This window comes from Clostridium saudiense, from assembly GCF_000577815.1.
GTDB lineage: Bacteria > Bacillota > Clostridia > Clostridiales > Clostridiaceae > Clostridium > Clostridium saudiense.
The window spans coordinates 37,614-55,492 of record NZ_CBYM010000018.1 but is presented as its reverse complement, the minus strand read 5'-3'; the positions used below and the strand labels follow the sequence as shown (position 1 = coordinate 55,492).

The 17,879-nt window shown below is 28.2% G+C and carries 15 protein-coding genes; 2 read left to right on the top strand and 13 right to left on the bottom strand.

The window, feature by feature from the left end:
* Positions 1–12 precede the first annotated feature (12 nt).
* From TY07_RS10190 to TY07_RS18610, 6 genes are all read right to left on the bottom strand, one after another.
* Positions 13–2,892, bottom strand: coding sequence for a glycoside hydrolase family 3 N-terminal domain-containing protein (locus TY07_RS10190; protein ID WP_042399087.1), 2,880 nt, complete (start codon positions 2,890–2,892; stop codon positions 13–15).
* 123 nt (positions 2,893–3,015) lie between these two features.
* A complete protein-coding gene (locus TY07_RS10185) occupies positions 3,016–3,543 on the bottom strand; it encodes a GtrA domain-containing protein (RefSeq protein ID WP_042399084.1) in 528 nt (175 codons plus the stop codon).
* Positions 3,518–6,007: a beta-glucosidase family protein gene (locus TY07_RS10180; RefSeq protein WP_042399082.1), complete on the bottom strand. Its 2,490-nt coding sequence runs from the start codon at positions 6,005–6,007 to the stop codon at positions 3,518–3,520. The genes TY07_RS10185 and TY07_RS10180 overlap by 26 nt, the downstream gene beginning before the upstream one ends.
* Before the next feature lie 136 nt (positions 6,008–6,143).
* Positions 6,144–7,460 carry an ATP-binding protein gene (locus TY07_RS10175; protein ID WP_042399080.1) on the bottom strand — a complete coding sequence of 439 codons (1,317 nt, stop codon included), beginning with the start codon at positions 7,458–7,460 and terminating at the stop codon, positions 6,144–6,146.
* 10 nt (positions 7,461–7,470) lie between these two features.
* Entirely contained in the window at positions 7,471–8,175 is a 705-nt protein-coding gene (locus TY07_RS10170; protein WP_042399078.1) for a LytR/AlgR family response regulator transcription factor, read from the bottom strand.
* Positions 8,176–8,229: 54 nt separating this feature from the next.
* Positions 8,230–8,457 carry an NAD(P)H-dependent oxidoreductase gene (locus TY07_RS18610; protein WP_341349576.1) on the bottom strand — a complete coding sequence of 76 codons (228 nt, stop codon included), beginning with the start codon at positions 8,455–8,457 and terminating at the stop codon, positions 8,230–8,232.
* A 98-nt stretch (positions 8,458–8,555) separates the two neighbouring features.
* On the opposite strand from TY07_RS18610, the gene splB reads away from it, so the two are divergent.
* Positions 8,556–9,578, top strand: coding sequence for a spore photoproduct lyase (gene splB, locus TY07_RS10160; RefSeq protein ID WP_042399075.1), 1,023 nt, complete (start codon positions 8,556–8,558; stop codon positions 9,576–9,578).
* 117 nt (positions 9,579–9,695) lie between these two features.
* On the opposite strand, the gene TY07_RS10155 is transcribed toward splB, so the two are convergent.
* Positions 9,696–10,079 carry a hypothetical protein gene (locus TY07_RS10155; RefSeq protein ID WP_042399074.1) on the bottom strand — a complete coding sequence of 128 codons (384 nt, stop codon included), beginning with the start codon at positions 10,077–10,079 and terminating at the stop codon, positions 9,696–9,698.
* Positions 10,080–10,166: 87 nt separating this feature from the next.
* On the bottom strand, positions 10,167–12,293 hold the full coding sequence (locus TY07_RS10150; RefSeq protein WP_052330690.1) for a DEAD/DEAH box helicase: 2,127 nt from the start codon (positions 12,291–12,293) through the stop codon (positions 10,167–10,169).
* A gap of 151 nt (positions 12,294–12,444) precedes the next feature.
* On the opposite strand from TY07_RS10150, the gene TY07_RS18740 reads away from it, so the two are divergent.
* Positions 12,445–12,573: a hypothetical protein gene (locus TY07_RS18740; protein ID WP_278244488.1), complete on the top strand. Its 129-nt coding sequence runs from the start codon at positions 12,445–12,447 to the stop codon at positions 12,571–12,573.
* Here TY07_RS18740 and TY07_RS10145 read toward each other — a convergent pair.
* The 5 genes from TY07_RS10145 to TY07_RS10125 form a co-directional block, all read right to left on the bottom strand.
* On the bottom strand, positions 12,557–12,865 hold the full coding sequence (locus TY07_RS10145) for a nucleoside triphosphate pyrophosphohydrolase (protein WP_042399073.1): 309 nt from the start codon (positions 12,863–12,865) through the stop codon (positions 12,557–12,559). The genes TY07_RS18740 and TY07_RS10145 overlap by 17 nt on opposite strands.
* Before the next feature lie 6 nt (positions 12,866–12,871).
* Positions 12,872–13,468 carry a class I SAM-dependent methyltransferase gene (locus TY07_RS10140; protein WP_042399072.1) on the bottom strand — a complete coding sequence of 199 codons (597 nt, stop codon included), beginning with the start codon at positions 13,466–13,468 and terminating at the stop codon, positions 12,872–12,874.
* Positions 13,469–13,562: 94 nt separating this feature from the next.
* On the bottom strand, positions 13,563–14,639 hold the full coding sequence (locus TY07_RS17330) for a PDDEXK family nuclease (RefSeq protein WP_052330689.1): 1,077 nt from the start codon (positions 14,637–14,639) through the stop codon (positions 13,563–13,565).
* A 93-nt stretch (positions 14,640–14,732) separates the two neighbouring features.
* A complete protein-coding gene (locus TY07_RS10130) occupies positions 14,733–17,222 on the bottom strand; it encodes a DEAD/DEAH box helicase family protein (RefSeq protein WP_042399071.1) in 2,490 nt (829 codons plus the stop codon).
* A gap of 151 nt (positions 17,223–17,373) precedes the next feature.
* Positions 17,374–17,805 carry a zinc ribbon domain-containing protein gene (locus tag TY07_RS10125; protein WP_042399067.1) on the bottom strand — a complete coding sequence of 144 codons (432 nt, stop codon included), beginning with the start codon at positions 17,803–17,805 and terminating at the stop codon, positions 17,374–17,376.
* Positions 17,806–17,879 lie beyond the last annotated feature (74 nt).

The window sequence follows — 17,879 nt, the reverse complement described above, 5'->3', positions numbered from 1 at the left end:
TTCTTTTTATTTTTAAACTTCAATATAGTTAACCTTTCTTTCACGGTATTTTTTGATAGTAACAACTTCTAATCCAATAACCCCAGCAGCTAAGATAACATCTATAACTATCATTGCAATTTGCCATGCCATTAATCCAGTTTGTAAATTTGCTGCATCATATGCACGACTATTAACAACTGTATACATAATGTTCTTAGCTGCTTGACGCATAGCAATTACGCTAGTTGCACTTGTTTTATCTGTCAAATGATTTGATTCCATATCATAAGCAACAAGGCAGAAATCATTTCCGTTTCTGATACAAATATCAGAATCCATATAACCATAGCCTCCAAAGTAATCAGTTAAAACCATGCCTTGGAATCCCCATTCTCCACGAAGTACATTATTTAATAATGCGTTATTACCTCCTGCATATGTTGTTCCAATATAGTTAAATGCAGACATAACAGCTTTTGCTCCACCTTCTTTTACTGCTATTTCAAAAGGTTTTAAGTTAATTTCTCTAATTGCTTGTTCTGTTGCCCAAGTACATAACATTTCTGTTCTATTAGTTTCTTGGTCATTTAAAGCAAAGTGTTTAATGTATGCATATACACCATATTTTTCAGCACCAACTACTGCATTTGCAGCCATATATCCAGATAAAACTCCATCTTCTGAATAATATTCAAAGTTTCTTCCTGAGAAAGCACTACGATGTATATTCATAGCTGGAGCATACCAACCTGATACATCCATCTCATCTGCCATTTTACCAATACTTTCTCCAAATGCTAATGCTATATCTTTATTCCAAGTATTAGCTATCATAACTGCTGATGGGAACCCTATAGAGCCTGTCCCTGTAAAGTTGTTGTTAATAGATGCAGGTCCATCACAATCAATTGTCATTACTTTATTAACACTTGAAATTGCTGCTGTAGTATATCCCCCAAGTGCTATTAAATTATCCATTTCACTTACTGTTAATTGATCTAAAAGTGTATCCCATTGTGGATCATCATAATCTAAGCCACGAAGATCTGCTAACTCTAGCCCATTTTTTGCACCAGTTGTTGGCATTTCATCAGACTCATCATTATAATCTTCAGGATCATAATTTACTGTATCAACAACAAATACACTTTTTTGTTCTTCTGTCATTGACATTGTTTGAGGCGCTGCAGTTGCTTCAGCATAATTTGCAAACCCATTTGCTCTAGATAAGTAAGTAACTTCTCCTTCTGCATCCTCAAATTGATTTGTTGCTACACTTTCATCTGTTGAACGTGCATTATTTTCGTCATATATAACATCTTCACTAATTGATACTATTTTCTCATCAATTATATTATGAGAGTTTTCTCTAATAGAAATTCCATAATCTCCTGCTTCAAGAACATAAGCTGCCGCATTATATGAATCATAAGATGCCATATCTTCTTTATTAAACGTAATATTAATTGTTTGAGAATCTCCTGGTTGAAGCTCTTCTGTTTTTTCAAATGTAATTAAGTTTGCAGTTGCTTTTTCAATTCCACCGTTTGTATATGGAGGATTATAATATACTTCAACTACGTCTTTACCAGCTGTATCTCCTGTATTTGTAACTGTCACATCAAATGAAACTTTATCATCTGTTTCTGTAATTGCTCCCATTTCTTGTGTAAATGAAGTGTATGAAAGTCCATATCCAAATGGATACATTACCATATCATCGTAATTAATAAGACCTTCTGTTGCTGCTGTTTCATAAAAACGATATCCAACATAAATATTTTCAACATAGTTAACAAAGTGTGGTACATATGGATCTGTTGTTCCAGTAAAACTAGTTTGTGTATGCTCAAACTCATCCATATTGTCATATTCAAAGTCACCAAAGTTATTCCATGTTGGTGTTGTTGTTAAGTCTTTTACAAATGTATCACTTGTTTTTCCAGAAGGGTTGCTCTCTCCTGCAATAATTTCTCCTAATGCTTCAAATCCAGATTGACCTGTTCCTGGGCACCAAATTACACCTTGGATTTCCTTGTAATCATTTACAAACCCTAGCTCCATAGTATTAGCACCATTATATACAACTAAAACGTTATCAAAATTATTACAAACTAATTCAACCATATCTTTTTCAGTTTGGCTTAATTGTAAATAGTGTTCTCCATCTTCAAAGTCTTTATATTCTGTAGAGTTATCTGTATAAGTTACCTCACTTACATCTGTAGGAAGATCTGCTCCTTCACCACCTACACGTGTAATTACTACTAATGCTGTATCTGAAAAGTTTTTAGCATCATTTATTAATTCATCTGTGTAGCTATCTGCAGTTGGTTCTGGCAATGTCCAGTCTTGTGACCACATTCCAACTTCTGGTCTATCTGAACGATAAGCAGTATAAAAATCTGAAAGATCACTATTAAGTGAGAATCCAGCATCCTCAAGTCCTTGTAATAATGATACTGTTTCATAAGCATCTGATAATGAACCTGAACCTGTTCCTCCATAGCAAGGATTAGTAGAAGCCCATCCAAATACATTTAAATTTTTATTGTCTGTAACAGGAAGTATATTATTATCATTCTTTAAAAGTACTATTCCTTCTCCTGCAATTTCTTGAGAAAGTTGTGTTGCTTCAGCTGATGTTTCATCTGAAATTGTTCCATTTCCTGTTGCTAATGATATTAATGTTGACATAGGTCCTGAACAGATTAAATTTACTATGATAATCACAGCACATAATAGAGCTATTCCAGCCTCACTTCTAATTAATTTTCTGTTTTCTACTTTTAGTTTTCTTACTGCAATGATTACAATTAATGCAATTATCGCCACAGCACCAAGTGCAATCAAATATGGCTTACAGGTATTTAGTATACTCCACACATCATCCATATTAATTTGTAACATAAAAATCCCCCTCTCTTTTTCTCATAAATTTCACTCTTTTTTTTATTATTTAGATTTATTGAATACATTTATATGTTATCATATCGTTTACTTATTTTACCTTTAATGTCCCCAACTGTTGTTTTAACGACCCAAACTGTTAGCTTCTGTTTTTTTATCTTTTGGCATAATCCAGAATTTCATTGTTGGATAGCTTAATACTACTTGTACAAGAATATTTACTACATTTGCTAATGTTGGTGCAAGTCCAGCTGGAATTCCAATATAAATAAATAACTGTTGACTGTATGCTGGCAATGCTGCAGATAAAATTACAAGTATTACTGCTAAAGCTATATATTTAGGAACTGCTGATGCAAATGCCGCATTAGATTTAAATACCCAATTCTTCTGTACAAAGAAGTTTACTGTTTGTGCTGCTGCAGTAGCTATTAAAAAGCTTAAAAACCCACAAAGCATTAAACTTCCAGTTGTTGTATAATCAAAGATAAAAAACTTAAATGAGATTTCCTTTAATCCCGTAAAAACAATTCCTGTGCACAGCCACATAACAACAAAATTAGTTACTGTAGCACAGTTTGATAAAACATTAAACAATATAAATTCCCATAGATCTGGATGATTTTTAATCCATTTTTTTATTCCATTCACCTTTATTCTCCTCCACCCAAACTTTTATAGCTTGTTTTTCTATCGATCCTGTTGACTCTAATTTTTTAGTATACTTTTTATTCTTATATGAATTACTGAAAAATCCAAATATAATCTTTCCTACACCCTTAAAAAAATGTCCATTAACGGCACTTACCATGCCATCTACCATTTCCATACTTACCGCACCTCTTGTCATTTTTGCCATAGCACGGAATGGCATATTATATATAAATAGAATGTTTAAATCTGGTTTTCCTTTTTCTTCACTCTTTTCCTTCATAGCTGTAAGACGTTTGTATAAGAATCTAGCTAAACTACTTTTTGCATAGTACATTTGACATATTGCATCATTTCTATTTAGCTCTCCTGACCATTTTCCATCTGGAATTTTAGTACCTAATACTCTTTCAAACTCTTCATCTGAAATTTTTTGAACATTCCCTTTGTAGTAAGATGGAATAAGTTCAGATTTATAGGGATACACATTAGTTGTTCCTTCTATTTCAATAGTATCTTTTAATAAAATATTGTTTACATTAGATCCCACCATAATATTATATCTTCCTTTTTCCACTTCCCATTTGTTAGTTACTACGTTCCAGTAACGGAAAGTCTTATCATCAAAAGCAATAGAAACTGTTTTACTTTCTCCAGCTTTAATAAATACCTTTTTGAAACCTTTTAATTCCTTCTTTGGACGGAATACAATAGCATTATCTAAACCTACATACATTTGTACAATCTCTGCTCCATCAAAAGCTCCCTTATTAGTAATTGTTAAAGTTATTCCTTCTTTATTTACTACAAGATTAGAATATTTAAATTCTGTATATGATAATCCAAATCCAAATGGATATTGTACTTTTACATTGCTAGTATCGTAATAACGATATCCAACATATATCCCTTCCCTAAACTCTGAATTTCTCTCTGCACTTGGAAATTGATTAAATGCAGGAGTATCCTCATGAAGAATTGGGTATGTTTCATTTAATTTACCTGATGGATTAACCTTTCCTGTTATAATATCAAGCAATGCACTTGCCCCCGCTTGCCCAGTAAGATATCCATGAAGTATCGCTTGACAACAGTTATTCCATGGCATTTCTATTGCAGAACCAGCACTAATAACACCAACAATCTTCTTATTTACGCTCATAATACTTTGTAATAAATCAATTTGATTTTGTGGGATTTTCATATGATTACGATCTAATCCTTCTGATTCACTGATTTCATCTAATCCAAAACAATATATGATAACGTCTGCATCTTTTGCAATGTCTAAAGCTTCTTTTTTCAGTGCTTTATCTTCTTCTCCAGTTCTTAAATATCCTCTAGATAATCCACATAAAGACACATTATACCCCTTAATAACCTCCTCCATAGTCTCTACCTTAGTTGGGTTTACAATCGAAGAACCTGCTCCCTGATATCTTGGCTCTACTGCAAAATCACCAATTAAAGCAACTTTTGTCCCTGCTTTAAGTGGAAGTATCTTATCTTCATTCTTTAAAAGAACTATGCTTTCTGTTGCTGCTTTTCTGGCTAAATCATGATGTTTATTCTTATCAAATTCTTTCTTCTTTTCTACCATTCTCAAAGTTACTACTGCATCTAACAAATCATCTACACTTTTATCTAGCTCTTCCACTGATAAAGATCCATTTTCTATTGCTTCAACAATTTCCCTTGCAGAATCAAATCCTGGTGCTGGCATTTCAAGATTAGAACCTGCTTTAACACCTTCTACATGACTATTAGAGCCTCCCCAGTCTGTAACTACTATCCCATCAAATTTCCATTCATCTCTTAAAATCTCTTTTAACAAATGTTTGTTTTCATTGGCATATACTCCATTTACTTCGTTATAACTTGACATTATAGCTTTTGCATGGCCCTCTTTAACAGCGATTTCAAATCCTGTTAAATAAATTTCTCGTAATGTTCTTTCATCTACTACTGAATTCATTGCCATACGTCTTTGTTCTTGACTATTTACTGCAAAATGCTTTGGACATGCATAAACATTATAACTTTGAATACCTCTTATATAAGAAGCTGCCATTTTTCCAGCCAGATAAGGATCTTCTGAAAAATATTCAAAATTTCTTCCACATAGAGGACTTCTCTTAATATTAAGTCCAGGCCCAAGAAGAATATCTACACCTAATGCTTCAGCTTCTTCACCTAAAGCTTGTCCAATATCTTCTCCTAGTTTCTCGTCCCAACTATTAGCAACTGTTGCTGCTGTTGGAAAACAAGTTGCAGGAAGAGATTCATTTAATCCCAAGTGGTCTCCAGCCCCAGCCTGCTTTCTTATACCGTGAGGTCCATCAGAACAAAATATAGATGGAATTCCCAAACGAGGAAGGTCTCTTGTATCCCATTCTCCCTTCCCACTTAAAAAGGCTGCTTTCTCTTCAGTTGTCATTTTTTCGATAAATGTACTATACTTCATTTACTTTCCCTTTCCGTTATTTTTAATTTGCAATTTTACCTCTTTATAATACACCTGATTTTCCACTGTACAATAATAATGTCCCAAACTGTAAAAAAAACAGCACCAACTGTTTAGCTTATTATAAAATTACTATTTATTTTTCACTTGTTTGTTGTATGGGAATAAGCATTTTAATTTCAAACATATCCTTTTCCACTCCAAAAGACATATTCCCATTGTATTTGTTTACAATATAATTAATACTTTTCATACCAAATCCATGATTTACTTTATCAACCTTCCTTGAAATAGGAAATCCATTTTTAACTTTGATTTCATGCTCACAATAATTTGAAATAGATATATATAACAATGCACTTTGTGCAAACACTTGCATATGAATTATTCTTTTTTCTTCTTCTATTAATGATACATTTTCAATAGCATTATCTAATGCATTTCCGAAAATATTACAAATATCTGCAACATTCATAAAAGATAATTGTTTTCCATCAACTACACAAGTAAATTTAATCTTTTGGTTATTACAAATATTCAATTTACTTAATATTAGTCTATCTAATATATAATTACCTGTCTGTATCTCTGGTTGAAACCCTTGTAATTCTTTTTCCATACTATCTATCCATTTTTCTCTCTTTTCTTGAGACATTTCAGCCCTAAGTCCAGCTATTTGATGCTTTAAATCATGATATTTCAAATTAATTAAATCAATACTTTCTGAATAATTACGATAGTTATCATATTGAGATTGTAATACCTTATTAATAGATACTAATTCTTTTTCCACCTGTAATTCAAAAACTCTACTTTGATATGCATAAAGAATTGCTACCCCACCAAAATCAACTAATGTACGAACATTAAAAATATTCATAACCTCACTTCCTGAGAAAGGTGTATTAGGAATAATAAAACTTAAGTTGCTAAACGCAAATATAGCAATGACAATCAGTGAAATTGATATTAATTCCTTTATTGAAATTTCATATACAAAATAGCTTGTTCTCATTTTTTTCTCTAAATATACTAATAAAAAAAACATAGCTGAATATATTATTACTAAAATTGCTATGTGCCAAATTAAATTTCTCGATACATTATTATCAAAAAAATATGCAATCTGCCATTCTAAAGAAGCAATAAATTCAGCTGTTAAAAAAGCTTTTCCTGTATAATACAAATTATTTTTCCTTGGAATATCACATAGCAAATAAAAAAATATATACATTAATAGTACCGCTAATACCATTATAGGTATCCATAAATATATTGATATATTCTCCGTTACTTCGAGTAATACACATTGTAATACTAAAATAAAAATTGAAATCATTGCAAATTTAATATTAGACACTTTTTTAGGTAACGTAATTCCTATTGCAAGACATGCCATCCACTCTGCAATTGCAGTATATATCCTAGGTATATTAATTGTTTCAGTTATCATCTTTGCCACCCTACCTTTCACTCATATAATTTGTCATAGCAACCATAAAAGATGACTTTCTAGCTCTACTAATTAAAAGATTAGTACCATTAATTATGCAGCATCCATCCTTAACACCTTCTACATATTGCAAATTTACAAGATAACTTTTATTGCTCCTAAAAAACCCGTATTTCGCAAGATTTTCTTCTGCTTGCTGCATACTTGCTCTGCTTATATATACACCTTTCTTTGTAACATAAATTAAATTATGTCTATCACTTTCAATATAATAAATATCATTAGTCTGTAATCTCATAAACTCTGACTTATTTCGTATCGTAATAGTTGGTCTCCTTTTTTTCTCTACCTTTTCTATAGCTCGTTCAAATTTTTTTCTAAATGAAAAATAATCTATTGGTTTTACTATATAATCTAATGCATCTACCTCATATCCCCTAATTGCATAATTCGTCATATTTGTAATAAACATTATAATTACTTCACTATCCAATTCTCTTATTCTTTCTGCGGCTTTCATTCCATCCATAAATTGCATTTGAATATCCATAAAAATAATATCATATGTAGCCTTATACCCTTCAACAATTTCATCTCCATCCCTAAATCTAACAATATGAAATACTTCTCCAGTTTCTTTTCTGAACTTATCCACAAATTCCATTAACTGATTTGCATATAAATCTTCGTCTTCTACAATTGCTAATCGAATCATTTTGCTATCCCCCTTTTACCATTTTATATATATTGTAACATAATATTCTTTTTCTCAACAGGTAAGTACATTTATAAATCCTTGTATTTCATCAAGGACTTTAAGATCTAAGTTATAAGATCTTAATTCATTTTCAAGGGTTGTATATTCCTTAACAGTTGTTGTAATTATTAATGCTTTTTTATTATAAAATCTAGGTCTATGAAAATTATAAGACATATGATCTATAAAATTCTTTAATAATCCTGAAACCTGCATTGAATATACTGGAGTTGTAAAAATTAATTTCGTTATATTTTTCTCTAAGCTTGTATTTTAATTCAAGATTTAGAAAAACTAAAAATATAAAATTAAAAAGGTAATATATTAAGGAGGTAAAAATGTTTATTCCTAAAAGAGTTATTTTTGAAAAAGGTTCCTTAGATACTGAAATTGGTAAAAATATTTATGATAAAATAAAAGATAATCCAAATATTGAAATTATAAATGCTACTTCTAATAAAATTAATGTCCATATACCTGGTAATAATTTATTTGAGCAATATAGGTCTGGAAAACAAACATTAGTTGTAGGAACACGTAAAAGCTTAAAATTTCAGACCTGTAAACCTTCTGCTAATTATCAATTACCACTAGTTAGTGGATGTATGGGGAGGTGTGAATATTGCTATTTAAATACACAACTAGGTGATAAGCCTTTTGTAAGAGTATTTACTAATATTGATGATGTATTAAATAAAGCCAAAGAATATATTGATGAAAGATTACCAAAAATAACTATATTTGAAGGTTCCGCTACATCTGATCCTATTCCTCTTGAACCATATACTAATGCTTTAAAAAAGACAATTGAATTTATGGCAGATCAAGAATATGGAAGGTTTAGGTTTGTAACTAAATATAATGATGTAGATACTTTATTAAATATAAATCATAATAATCATACTGAAATTAGATTTAGTATAAATACCCCTAAAATAATAAGTACTTATGAACACTACACTGCATCTAGCCATAATAGAATTGAAGCTGCAGTAAAAGTTGCTAAAGCTGGATATAAAATAGGATTTTTAATTGCTCCAGTTTTTCTTTATGATAATTGGAAAAATGATTATAAAGATTTAATTAAAAGCATAAAGCAACAGTTACCAAGTGATTTTGATAAACCTATTATGTTTGAAATTATTTCTCATAGATATACTACTAAAGCTAAAAATAGAATTTTTCAAATCTTTCCTGAAACAACATTACCTATGACTGATGAAGATAGGAAATTTAAATATGGACAGTTTGGATATGGTAAATATATTTATTCAAAAGAACAATTAGCTGAAATGAAGGAATTTTTTATTTCAAATATTAATGATGTATTTCCAAATAATATAATAAAATATATTATTTAATAACTTTTTATTAATACTAGTATTATATTTAATAAATACATAAAGGCTATAGTAAAAACTTATTATTTCCCTATAGCCTTTATGATTTTCTTATTTCTCAATATGTTTTAATTTTGATTATCTATAAAATATAGCTGTTATTAAAAAATTTGTTCCATATTTATCATTTTTAATAATTCCATCATCACACCATTCTCCAAAGCCAGCTTTAACGGCTAACGGCCTTAAATCACCATAAAATGAAAATATACCCTTTGACCAAACTTTTTTATATCCTGAAGCTTTTATGAGTTTTTTTATTTCTCTTAAGTTTTTATTTGCTATTTTATTTACTTTAAATGAATCTTTAGATATCTTAAAAAATTTTTTATAAAATAAAGTACTATCACAGTAATGAGCAAATATTAAACAATTGGTATTTCTGCTTAGTTTTATATTTCCTTTAAGAATTACATTGTTTTTATCAGCTATTTTATATGCTTCATCAATTACAGAAACCATATTTAACACTCCATGTCTTTAATATATTCTATTATTATTATTCTAAATATCTAAAAATTATATTCATTACTGTTGCTCAAGATATATTTATATATCCTGCTTAATTAAATTAGAATTATCAATAAAATCATTAACTTCATTAGAAACAGTGCTTAATATAACTACATCCTTCTCCCTACCTTGAAACTTATGTACAGTATCAGCTTCTACCATTTCTCCTAACACTTTAGAAACTTCATTAGTCTGCTTTCTATATGGAGATATTACAGCAATAGACTTCTTGGTTTTTAACTTAGGCAAAACCTCTTCTTTAATAACATCTACCTGCCTTACATTAATAGTTCCTCTAGCATGATTTCCTTCATTAGTTTTATATAATACTAATGGAGAATCACCTTCTTTTTCATCTGTTAATATAATAAGTTCATCATTATAAAACTCCTTATTACAGAAGTTTATTATTTTAGGATTACATCTATAATGTTCCTTAAGTAAAGTCTTTGTAATATCTTTATTTAAGCTTGTAATTGATGACAATAAATTATTATTTGAAAAATCATAAGCTTCATTTAACTTATATGTATCAAAAATCTTCTTACTAATCTTCTTATCATCTTCACTTACCACATTAGTAAGCTGCATTAAATCTCCAACTACAACTACATTTTTAGCACATGATAAAGCTAGTGCTCCAGTTAATAAATCTACTTGAGATGCTTCATCTATAATTAAATAGTCAAATAAGAAATTATCAGAAATACAATTTCTTAATGAATGAGTTGTACTTAATATTACTGGATATTCCTCTATTACTTTATCAAATCTCTTCCATAAATCCTCTTCATTAAATATCTGCCTATTTTTATTCTTATAATACCTTTTGTTTAACTTGTCTTTAAATATTTTTAATGCATTGTTAGAATACTCCTTAAGCTCACTATCAAAATTAAATATATTTAATTCTCTTTCTATTTTTTCAATTTCTTTATTTAATTCATCTTCTTTGTTTTTATAATACAAATAATAAAGATAATCTAAAACTTCATCTATTGGATTACTATAAAACTTAAAATTATAAATTCCATATTTAAATAAATTTTTTATTCTTATACTAAATGGAATTTTATCTAATCCTCTTATATTTAAGTCCAAATCTATTAATAAATTCATTATATTATCAGCTTTAAGCCTAACAATTGTATTATACTTAAGCTTTGCAACATCTTCTGATAAATATTCCTTTTCAAAATGCTTCTTTTCAACCTTTAATTCTGATAATTCATTTTTAATAGTAGCTAACATATTTTTCTTCTTTAACATATCACTAATTTTATCTTTTGATTTGTTTAGTTTATCTAAAATGACTTGTTTTTCAGAGCTATCTAATTTCCACTCTTCCATATCAACATATAGTCCACTTTGGCTATTGATAAAATTTTCTTTATTTTCTCTTCTTCCTAAAGTAGCTGCAAAGAAATTTAAATTATATTTACTAAGCTTTTCATAAACATTTTCAGTTGCTGAATTATTATTGGAAACTACTGCAACAGTCTTATCACTCATTATTGCATTTGCTATTATGTTTAAAATAGTTTGAGTTTTACCTGTACCTGGTGGACCTTCGATAACACTAAACTTATTTTCAAAAGCTTTTTCTGTAGCCTCTTTTTGACTTAAGTTAAATCCAAATGGAAATATTATATTTTTATAAGATTTACTTTTTTCTATGTGATCTGGATTTAAATAAAATGCTAAAGCACTTTTAGGACTTATATATGTAATTTTTTCATATTGCTTTCCTAAGAATGTTTTTGAACCATCAAGCATTAATCCTATTGATTGTGATAGTTCTTTAAGATATTGAAAAGTACTATTTGCTTTAGGATTATTAAGACATGATTCCTCTATTGTTATTTCATTTCTTTTATAAACTTTACTATATCCATTTCTATGTATTACTCTTATGTACTCATTAAATAATATAACTTTTTTTACTGTTACTAATGGTTTATTATTTTCGTAAATAGCTTTATTTTCTATATTTATCTCTTTTGAATCACTAATCCATGTCACATTATTATAATTGTAGCTGTATGTTTTGTTTCCTATAAATGTAACATCATATTTTTTTGTAGCATTATTATATTTACAGTATGTAACTTTTTCTGTTTTATCTTCACCTTTTATTAAAAGTAAGTTTTTTTCTATGTTCAATTTTGTTTCCCCTTAAATATATCTTATAATTTAATGTATCTTTAAATTATACCATATTAATCCAAGTATTTTATTTTAATAAGTTTATTTATACTGTTATATAAAAACAACTCTTAAATATAAATTTAGCCTATTTTAAATACACTGAGCTATGGGGGAAGGTTATAAAGCAAGGGCTGTAGCTTTATTAGCATTAGTTGAAAATTATGGAGTAAAAGTTGATGAAACTAATTTCAAAGAATTAAAGCAACAAGCATTTTATGTTAATAAACGTTTTTAAGCACTATTCCTTCTTTAAATCCACCACGTTCTTTTAGCTTTTCTTCTCTTTTATTAAATAAATCTTCCTCACTATATCCTAGGTTATCTGCTAGTCCAAATAGTACTTCCATAATGTCTGCAAGCTCTTCTAAGTTTTTGTCTTCTAAATATTCATTAACTTCTTCCATAAGCTTAGCTTCAAGAAGCTCTGCTCTTTCTTCTTTTGAAACTACTTCTATTTCACACTCTTTTCCTGATTTTCTTATTACTTGTGGTATTAAATCTCTTACTAATTTATTATAAGTTTTCATAATCCCTTAACTCTCCTTAACACAAAGTATATTTAACCATACGATATCTCCTCTTCCTGGAACAATATCAATGGTTTTATAAACTTTCATAATCTTTAAACCTTCAACTTTATTTATTAATTCATTAAAAGTTTCTTCAGTATAGCAATTAAAATATCTTCCTTTTTCATCTATATATTCATCTTCACCATACTTAAATGACATATAAAAGATTCCATTATTATTTAAATTTGATGATACATTTTTTATAACATCTAAGATATCTCTTTTATTAACATGAAGTAATGATGCACATGCCCATATTCCATCGAATTTGTCTATTAATGATAAGTCTTCAAATTTACTAACTAAAACATCTCGACCAATTAGTTTTGATGCACTTTGAGCTAATTCTTTGGAACCATCTACTGCTGTTACTTTGTATCCTTTATCTACAAAGGCTTTACTATCTCTACCACTTCCGCATCCTAAGTCTAGGATAGTTCCACCTTTAGGAATATTGTTTAAAAATTCGTTATATAATTTGCTCATATCAATTGTAAGTGTTGTTTCTATGTATATTTTTGAATTGTTGTTGTAAAAATCTAATGTGTTATTTATCATTTGTTTCATATCCTTCAAAATTTTTAATCTTTACTTTAATTTTTTTACATTAAATATATAGGTTAACTTATTGTATTAATTCATTATAATTCTACTATAAATTTATAAGGCTATCTTCTAAAATAGATTTATAAAATAAATATTTATTAGCTATTTCCTCTGAGCTATTTAGTAGATTTGTTACTCCATCCATGCTGATTCTAATAAACATTCTATAAACTTGACTATTTTTCACTCCACTTTCTAAATACAGCTTTGTCCCAAGTTTTTCTGCTATTTCATTTCCAATTTCATCATAAACCTTCTTTAATCTCTTAACCCCTTCATCTCTCCAAGCTTCTGCCGATATACCAACAGTATTATTTCGTTTACTATAAGATACTACAAACTCAATTCCCTTATCTTTTATTCTAGATGCTCCAAAATAATATTTTTTCCCTAAATATTTAATATTCAAATTAGATTTTTTATTAATTTCATTAACAATACCTGCTAAAAATTCGATACTATTATTATCTTTATTGATAATATCTTTATTTTGTTTTTGCTTCTTATTTATATAATAGTCTTCAATCTTATCAGGAGGTATTATTTGGTCTATATCTATTAAAATCTCATTATTCAACTCATAAGGTTTAATGGAAATGCACTTAACATCAATATTATTTTCATATAGCCATGTACAAACTGATAATATTCGTTTATCAAATTCTTTCCCTATAACTATTATTCTCTGAGAATTATTTAGCATTTCATTAAGTACAGCTTCATCCTCTACTTGTAAAAAATACATTATCTCTTGTTCTGGATTTAAATTTAATCCAAAGTTAGCAATATATTCACTATATATATCAAGAATATCCCTTGGGTTTAATCTCGAACAATACGAAGCATACTTTAATGCTTGAAAATCTACTGCACTTCCTGAATTATCTCTTTTTACTTCTATAATAACTAACTTACCATCTTTGTCTAAAGCTAATAAATCTAGTCTTTCATTTACTTCAAATTTATCATACTCATGCCCAATAATAAGTAACTCTTCTCCCATAATTTCAGGATTTTTTCTAAGCCATTCTTCAATATGTTGTCTTTCTTTTATATCACTTTCATAAAATGTTGTTTCTTTTACCTTTTCAAGAAAATTTCCAGTTTTATTTAATATATACATAATACTCATTTCCCTTATAATAATCTTTTATATTCATTTATATAAATTATAAAGAAGCCAAAATTAATTGGCTTCTTATAATTTTATTATATACTATTTTTCTTTATAAAAAAATCTATTCTTATAATAAGTTTCAACTCTTAAATCTATAGCATCCTTCATATGATTCTTAAAAGCTTCATTACCAATTAACTCTTCCAAATCATCATGAAGTGCTAATACACAATTATCTTTTAATTTAAAGAAATCACTATGAGTTTTAAGCAAAAACTTAACTGGATTATTCTTAGCTAAAGCCACATACTTTTTCATATCCCATGATTCAAACCCACTAGTTCCTTTATCCTTAAGCATATCAACCTTATTAGAACCTCTTCTATAGAAACCATAAAAGCTCTTATAAATATCTTCTTCAGTAATCTCCATCTTTATATTACCTTCATTATAAAAGGCTAATAAAACTGGCATCTTATAGGTTTTACTCATAGATGTAGTTTCAATCATATTAATAAATTCTCTTCCTCTAGAATTATATAATATATTTTCATCATAACTTAATCTATCATTATTCTTTATATACTCTAAGTAATTCTTAAAAGGATCTATATCTTTACCTTTGCTCTTAATATTTTTATAAACTTCATCATCCATATAAGTAAATAATTCAATTCTACTAGGTCTATAACCTAACATATCATATATAATATCAAACTGCTCTTTGATTTTATCCTTAACCTTCATTTCTCTTTCTGCTTGCTTTTTGAATATATCAATGATTCTAAAGTCAAAATCTACTATGCACTCCTCTGGGAATTCATAATCTCCTTGCTTATTTTTCTTACTTTCAGCTGCTGAATAGTCTTTACCACTAAGCAAAAATGGAACTAAGTTTGCCTTTTTATAGTTACCTATGAAATCTAGTACATTTAAATATTGTTTATCCTTAGACTTTCTTAAACCTCTTCCAAGTTGTTGCAAGAAAATTGTTGGTGATTGTGTTGGTCTTAAAAACATAACCATATCAATTGCAGGAATATCTAAACCTTCATTAAACATATCTACTGAAAATATAACTTTTAACTCTCCAGAAGTTAACTTAGCTAATGCTATATTTCTTTCTTCAGAATACTCTCCACTTTCACCGCTATAAACCGCAGCTGATGGAATATTATTTTCATTAAATACCTTTGCCATATATTCAGCATGATGCCTTGAAGTACAAAATCCCATTGCTCTATTTGAATTATATTTAAGGTAATGATTTAATATAAGCTCTCCTCTTTTATTAAGCATTAAAGCATCTTCAAGTTGCTTATCATCATACTTACCATTCTTATAATCTATATCATCATAATTTACAGTTTCATCATAAATACCATAATATCTAAAAGGTGCTAGCCACCCCTTATTTATGGCTTCTTTTAATCTTACTTCATAAACCATGTTGTAATCACAAAGCTTAAATACGTCCTTAGAATCTAACCTTTCTGGTGTTGCAGTAAGCCCTAATAAGAATTTTGGAGTAAAGTAATCTATGATTTTTTTATAGTTATTAGAAACTGCATGATGAAATTCATCTACTACTATGTAATCAAAATAATCTCTTTCAAAATATTTTCCATTTAAATATTCATCTTTTCCTAATGTTTGTACTAATGAAAATATAAATGAATTTTTAGTATCTTTTTGATTACTATAAAAGAATCCAATATCATCTGAATTTCTAACATTTTTAAAACTTTGAGCTGCTTGTTTTATTATCTCTTCCCTGTGAGCTACAAATAAAACTCTACTGTAGTTTCTTGAATCAAATGCTGCTAAATATGTTTTTCCAATACCTGTTGCAGCTACTACTAGTCCTTTATCAAATCCTTCCCCTCTTGATTTTTCTAAGGAATATAATGCTTCAATTTGTGCTCCACTAGGTTCAAATATATTTATTATATTATCCTCTTTGCATTCTTCGTTGTTATTTTCTTTTTCTATATCTCTATATACATTAGGTCTTGTCCATTGTTTTGAGTAATCTTTTAATACTGCATCTGTTATTATTAGTGAATGGTTATTAAATAAGTCTTCAAAAGTATCGTAAAATACCTTAAAGTCATTTGGAGCATTTGATTTTAGGAATCTGTAGTTCCACTCTATTGATGATGTTAATGCTCCTCTTGATATGTTTGATGAACCTATATATATTTCACTATCTAATGGATTATGAAACATGTATGCTTTTGGATGGAATGATTTGTTTGGATTGTTGTAAAACCTTAAATCTACTTTGTCTTTTAATTCTGATTTTAGTAAGTATAGTGCTTGTGGTTGTGTTATTTTTAGATAATTTCCTGTGAGGATTCTTATGTTAACGCCTCTTTCTAGTGCTTCTTTTAGATCTTGTAATAATAATTTAACGCCTGATTCCATTAGGAATGATACTATTATGTCTATTGTTGTTGCTGTTTTAAAGCTTTGTTTTAGTTTGGGATAAAGGTGGTCTTTATCTCCTGTTGAAGTATTTACATTTATTTGATCATAATTTATTGATTTTTCTATTATAGATATTTCTTCTTTTATATTATTTATCATATTAATCACCTAATATTTTTGTATAATAATAAGAACAAAAAGAATGTATTTGAATTATTCTTTTTGCTCTTATTTATTATCTCATATTTATTTATCTATTCCAAATATATTATGTAATTTATTAACTTTACAATAATATTTTTTATTGTACTTAAATGTAAAAATAAATAATTATACTTGCTAATATTATATATATTATATCTAATACTATACACATAGCTCCTATTGATCTTTTATATTCATCATCTTTTGTTAACATAATTGCTCCTACAATAAATCCAACTATAGGAACTAAAATTGAAAAAATATATAATGCAATTCCAGAATACTCCTCATCATGTTTATAGATAATATTAGATGTTTTATTAATTTTCTTTGTAATTATCTCTCTACATTCTGGACATACTATACTACCACATTTGATCATTTCACCGCAATTAGGACACTCTATTTGACTATTATAATCTACTGTTCTTCCCGCATCTCTTACTTCAGTATTATTTAACAATTCTCCACATTTGTAGCAAATTATAGATGACTCTGAATTATATTCACCACATTTCTTACACACTTTAACTGCCATACTTTTTCCTCACAAACATAAATATATTTATTAATAAATACTATTTTATTAAGGAAATTATTCTTGATTCTAAA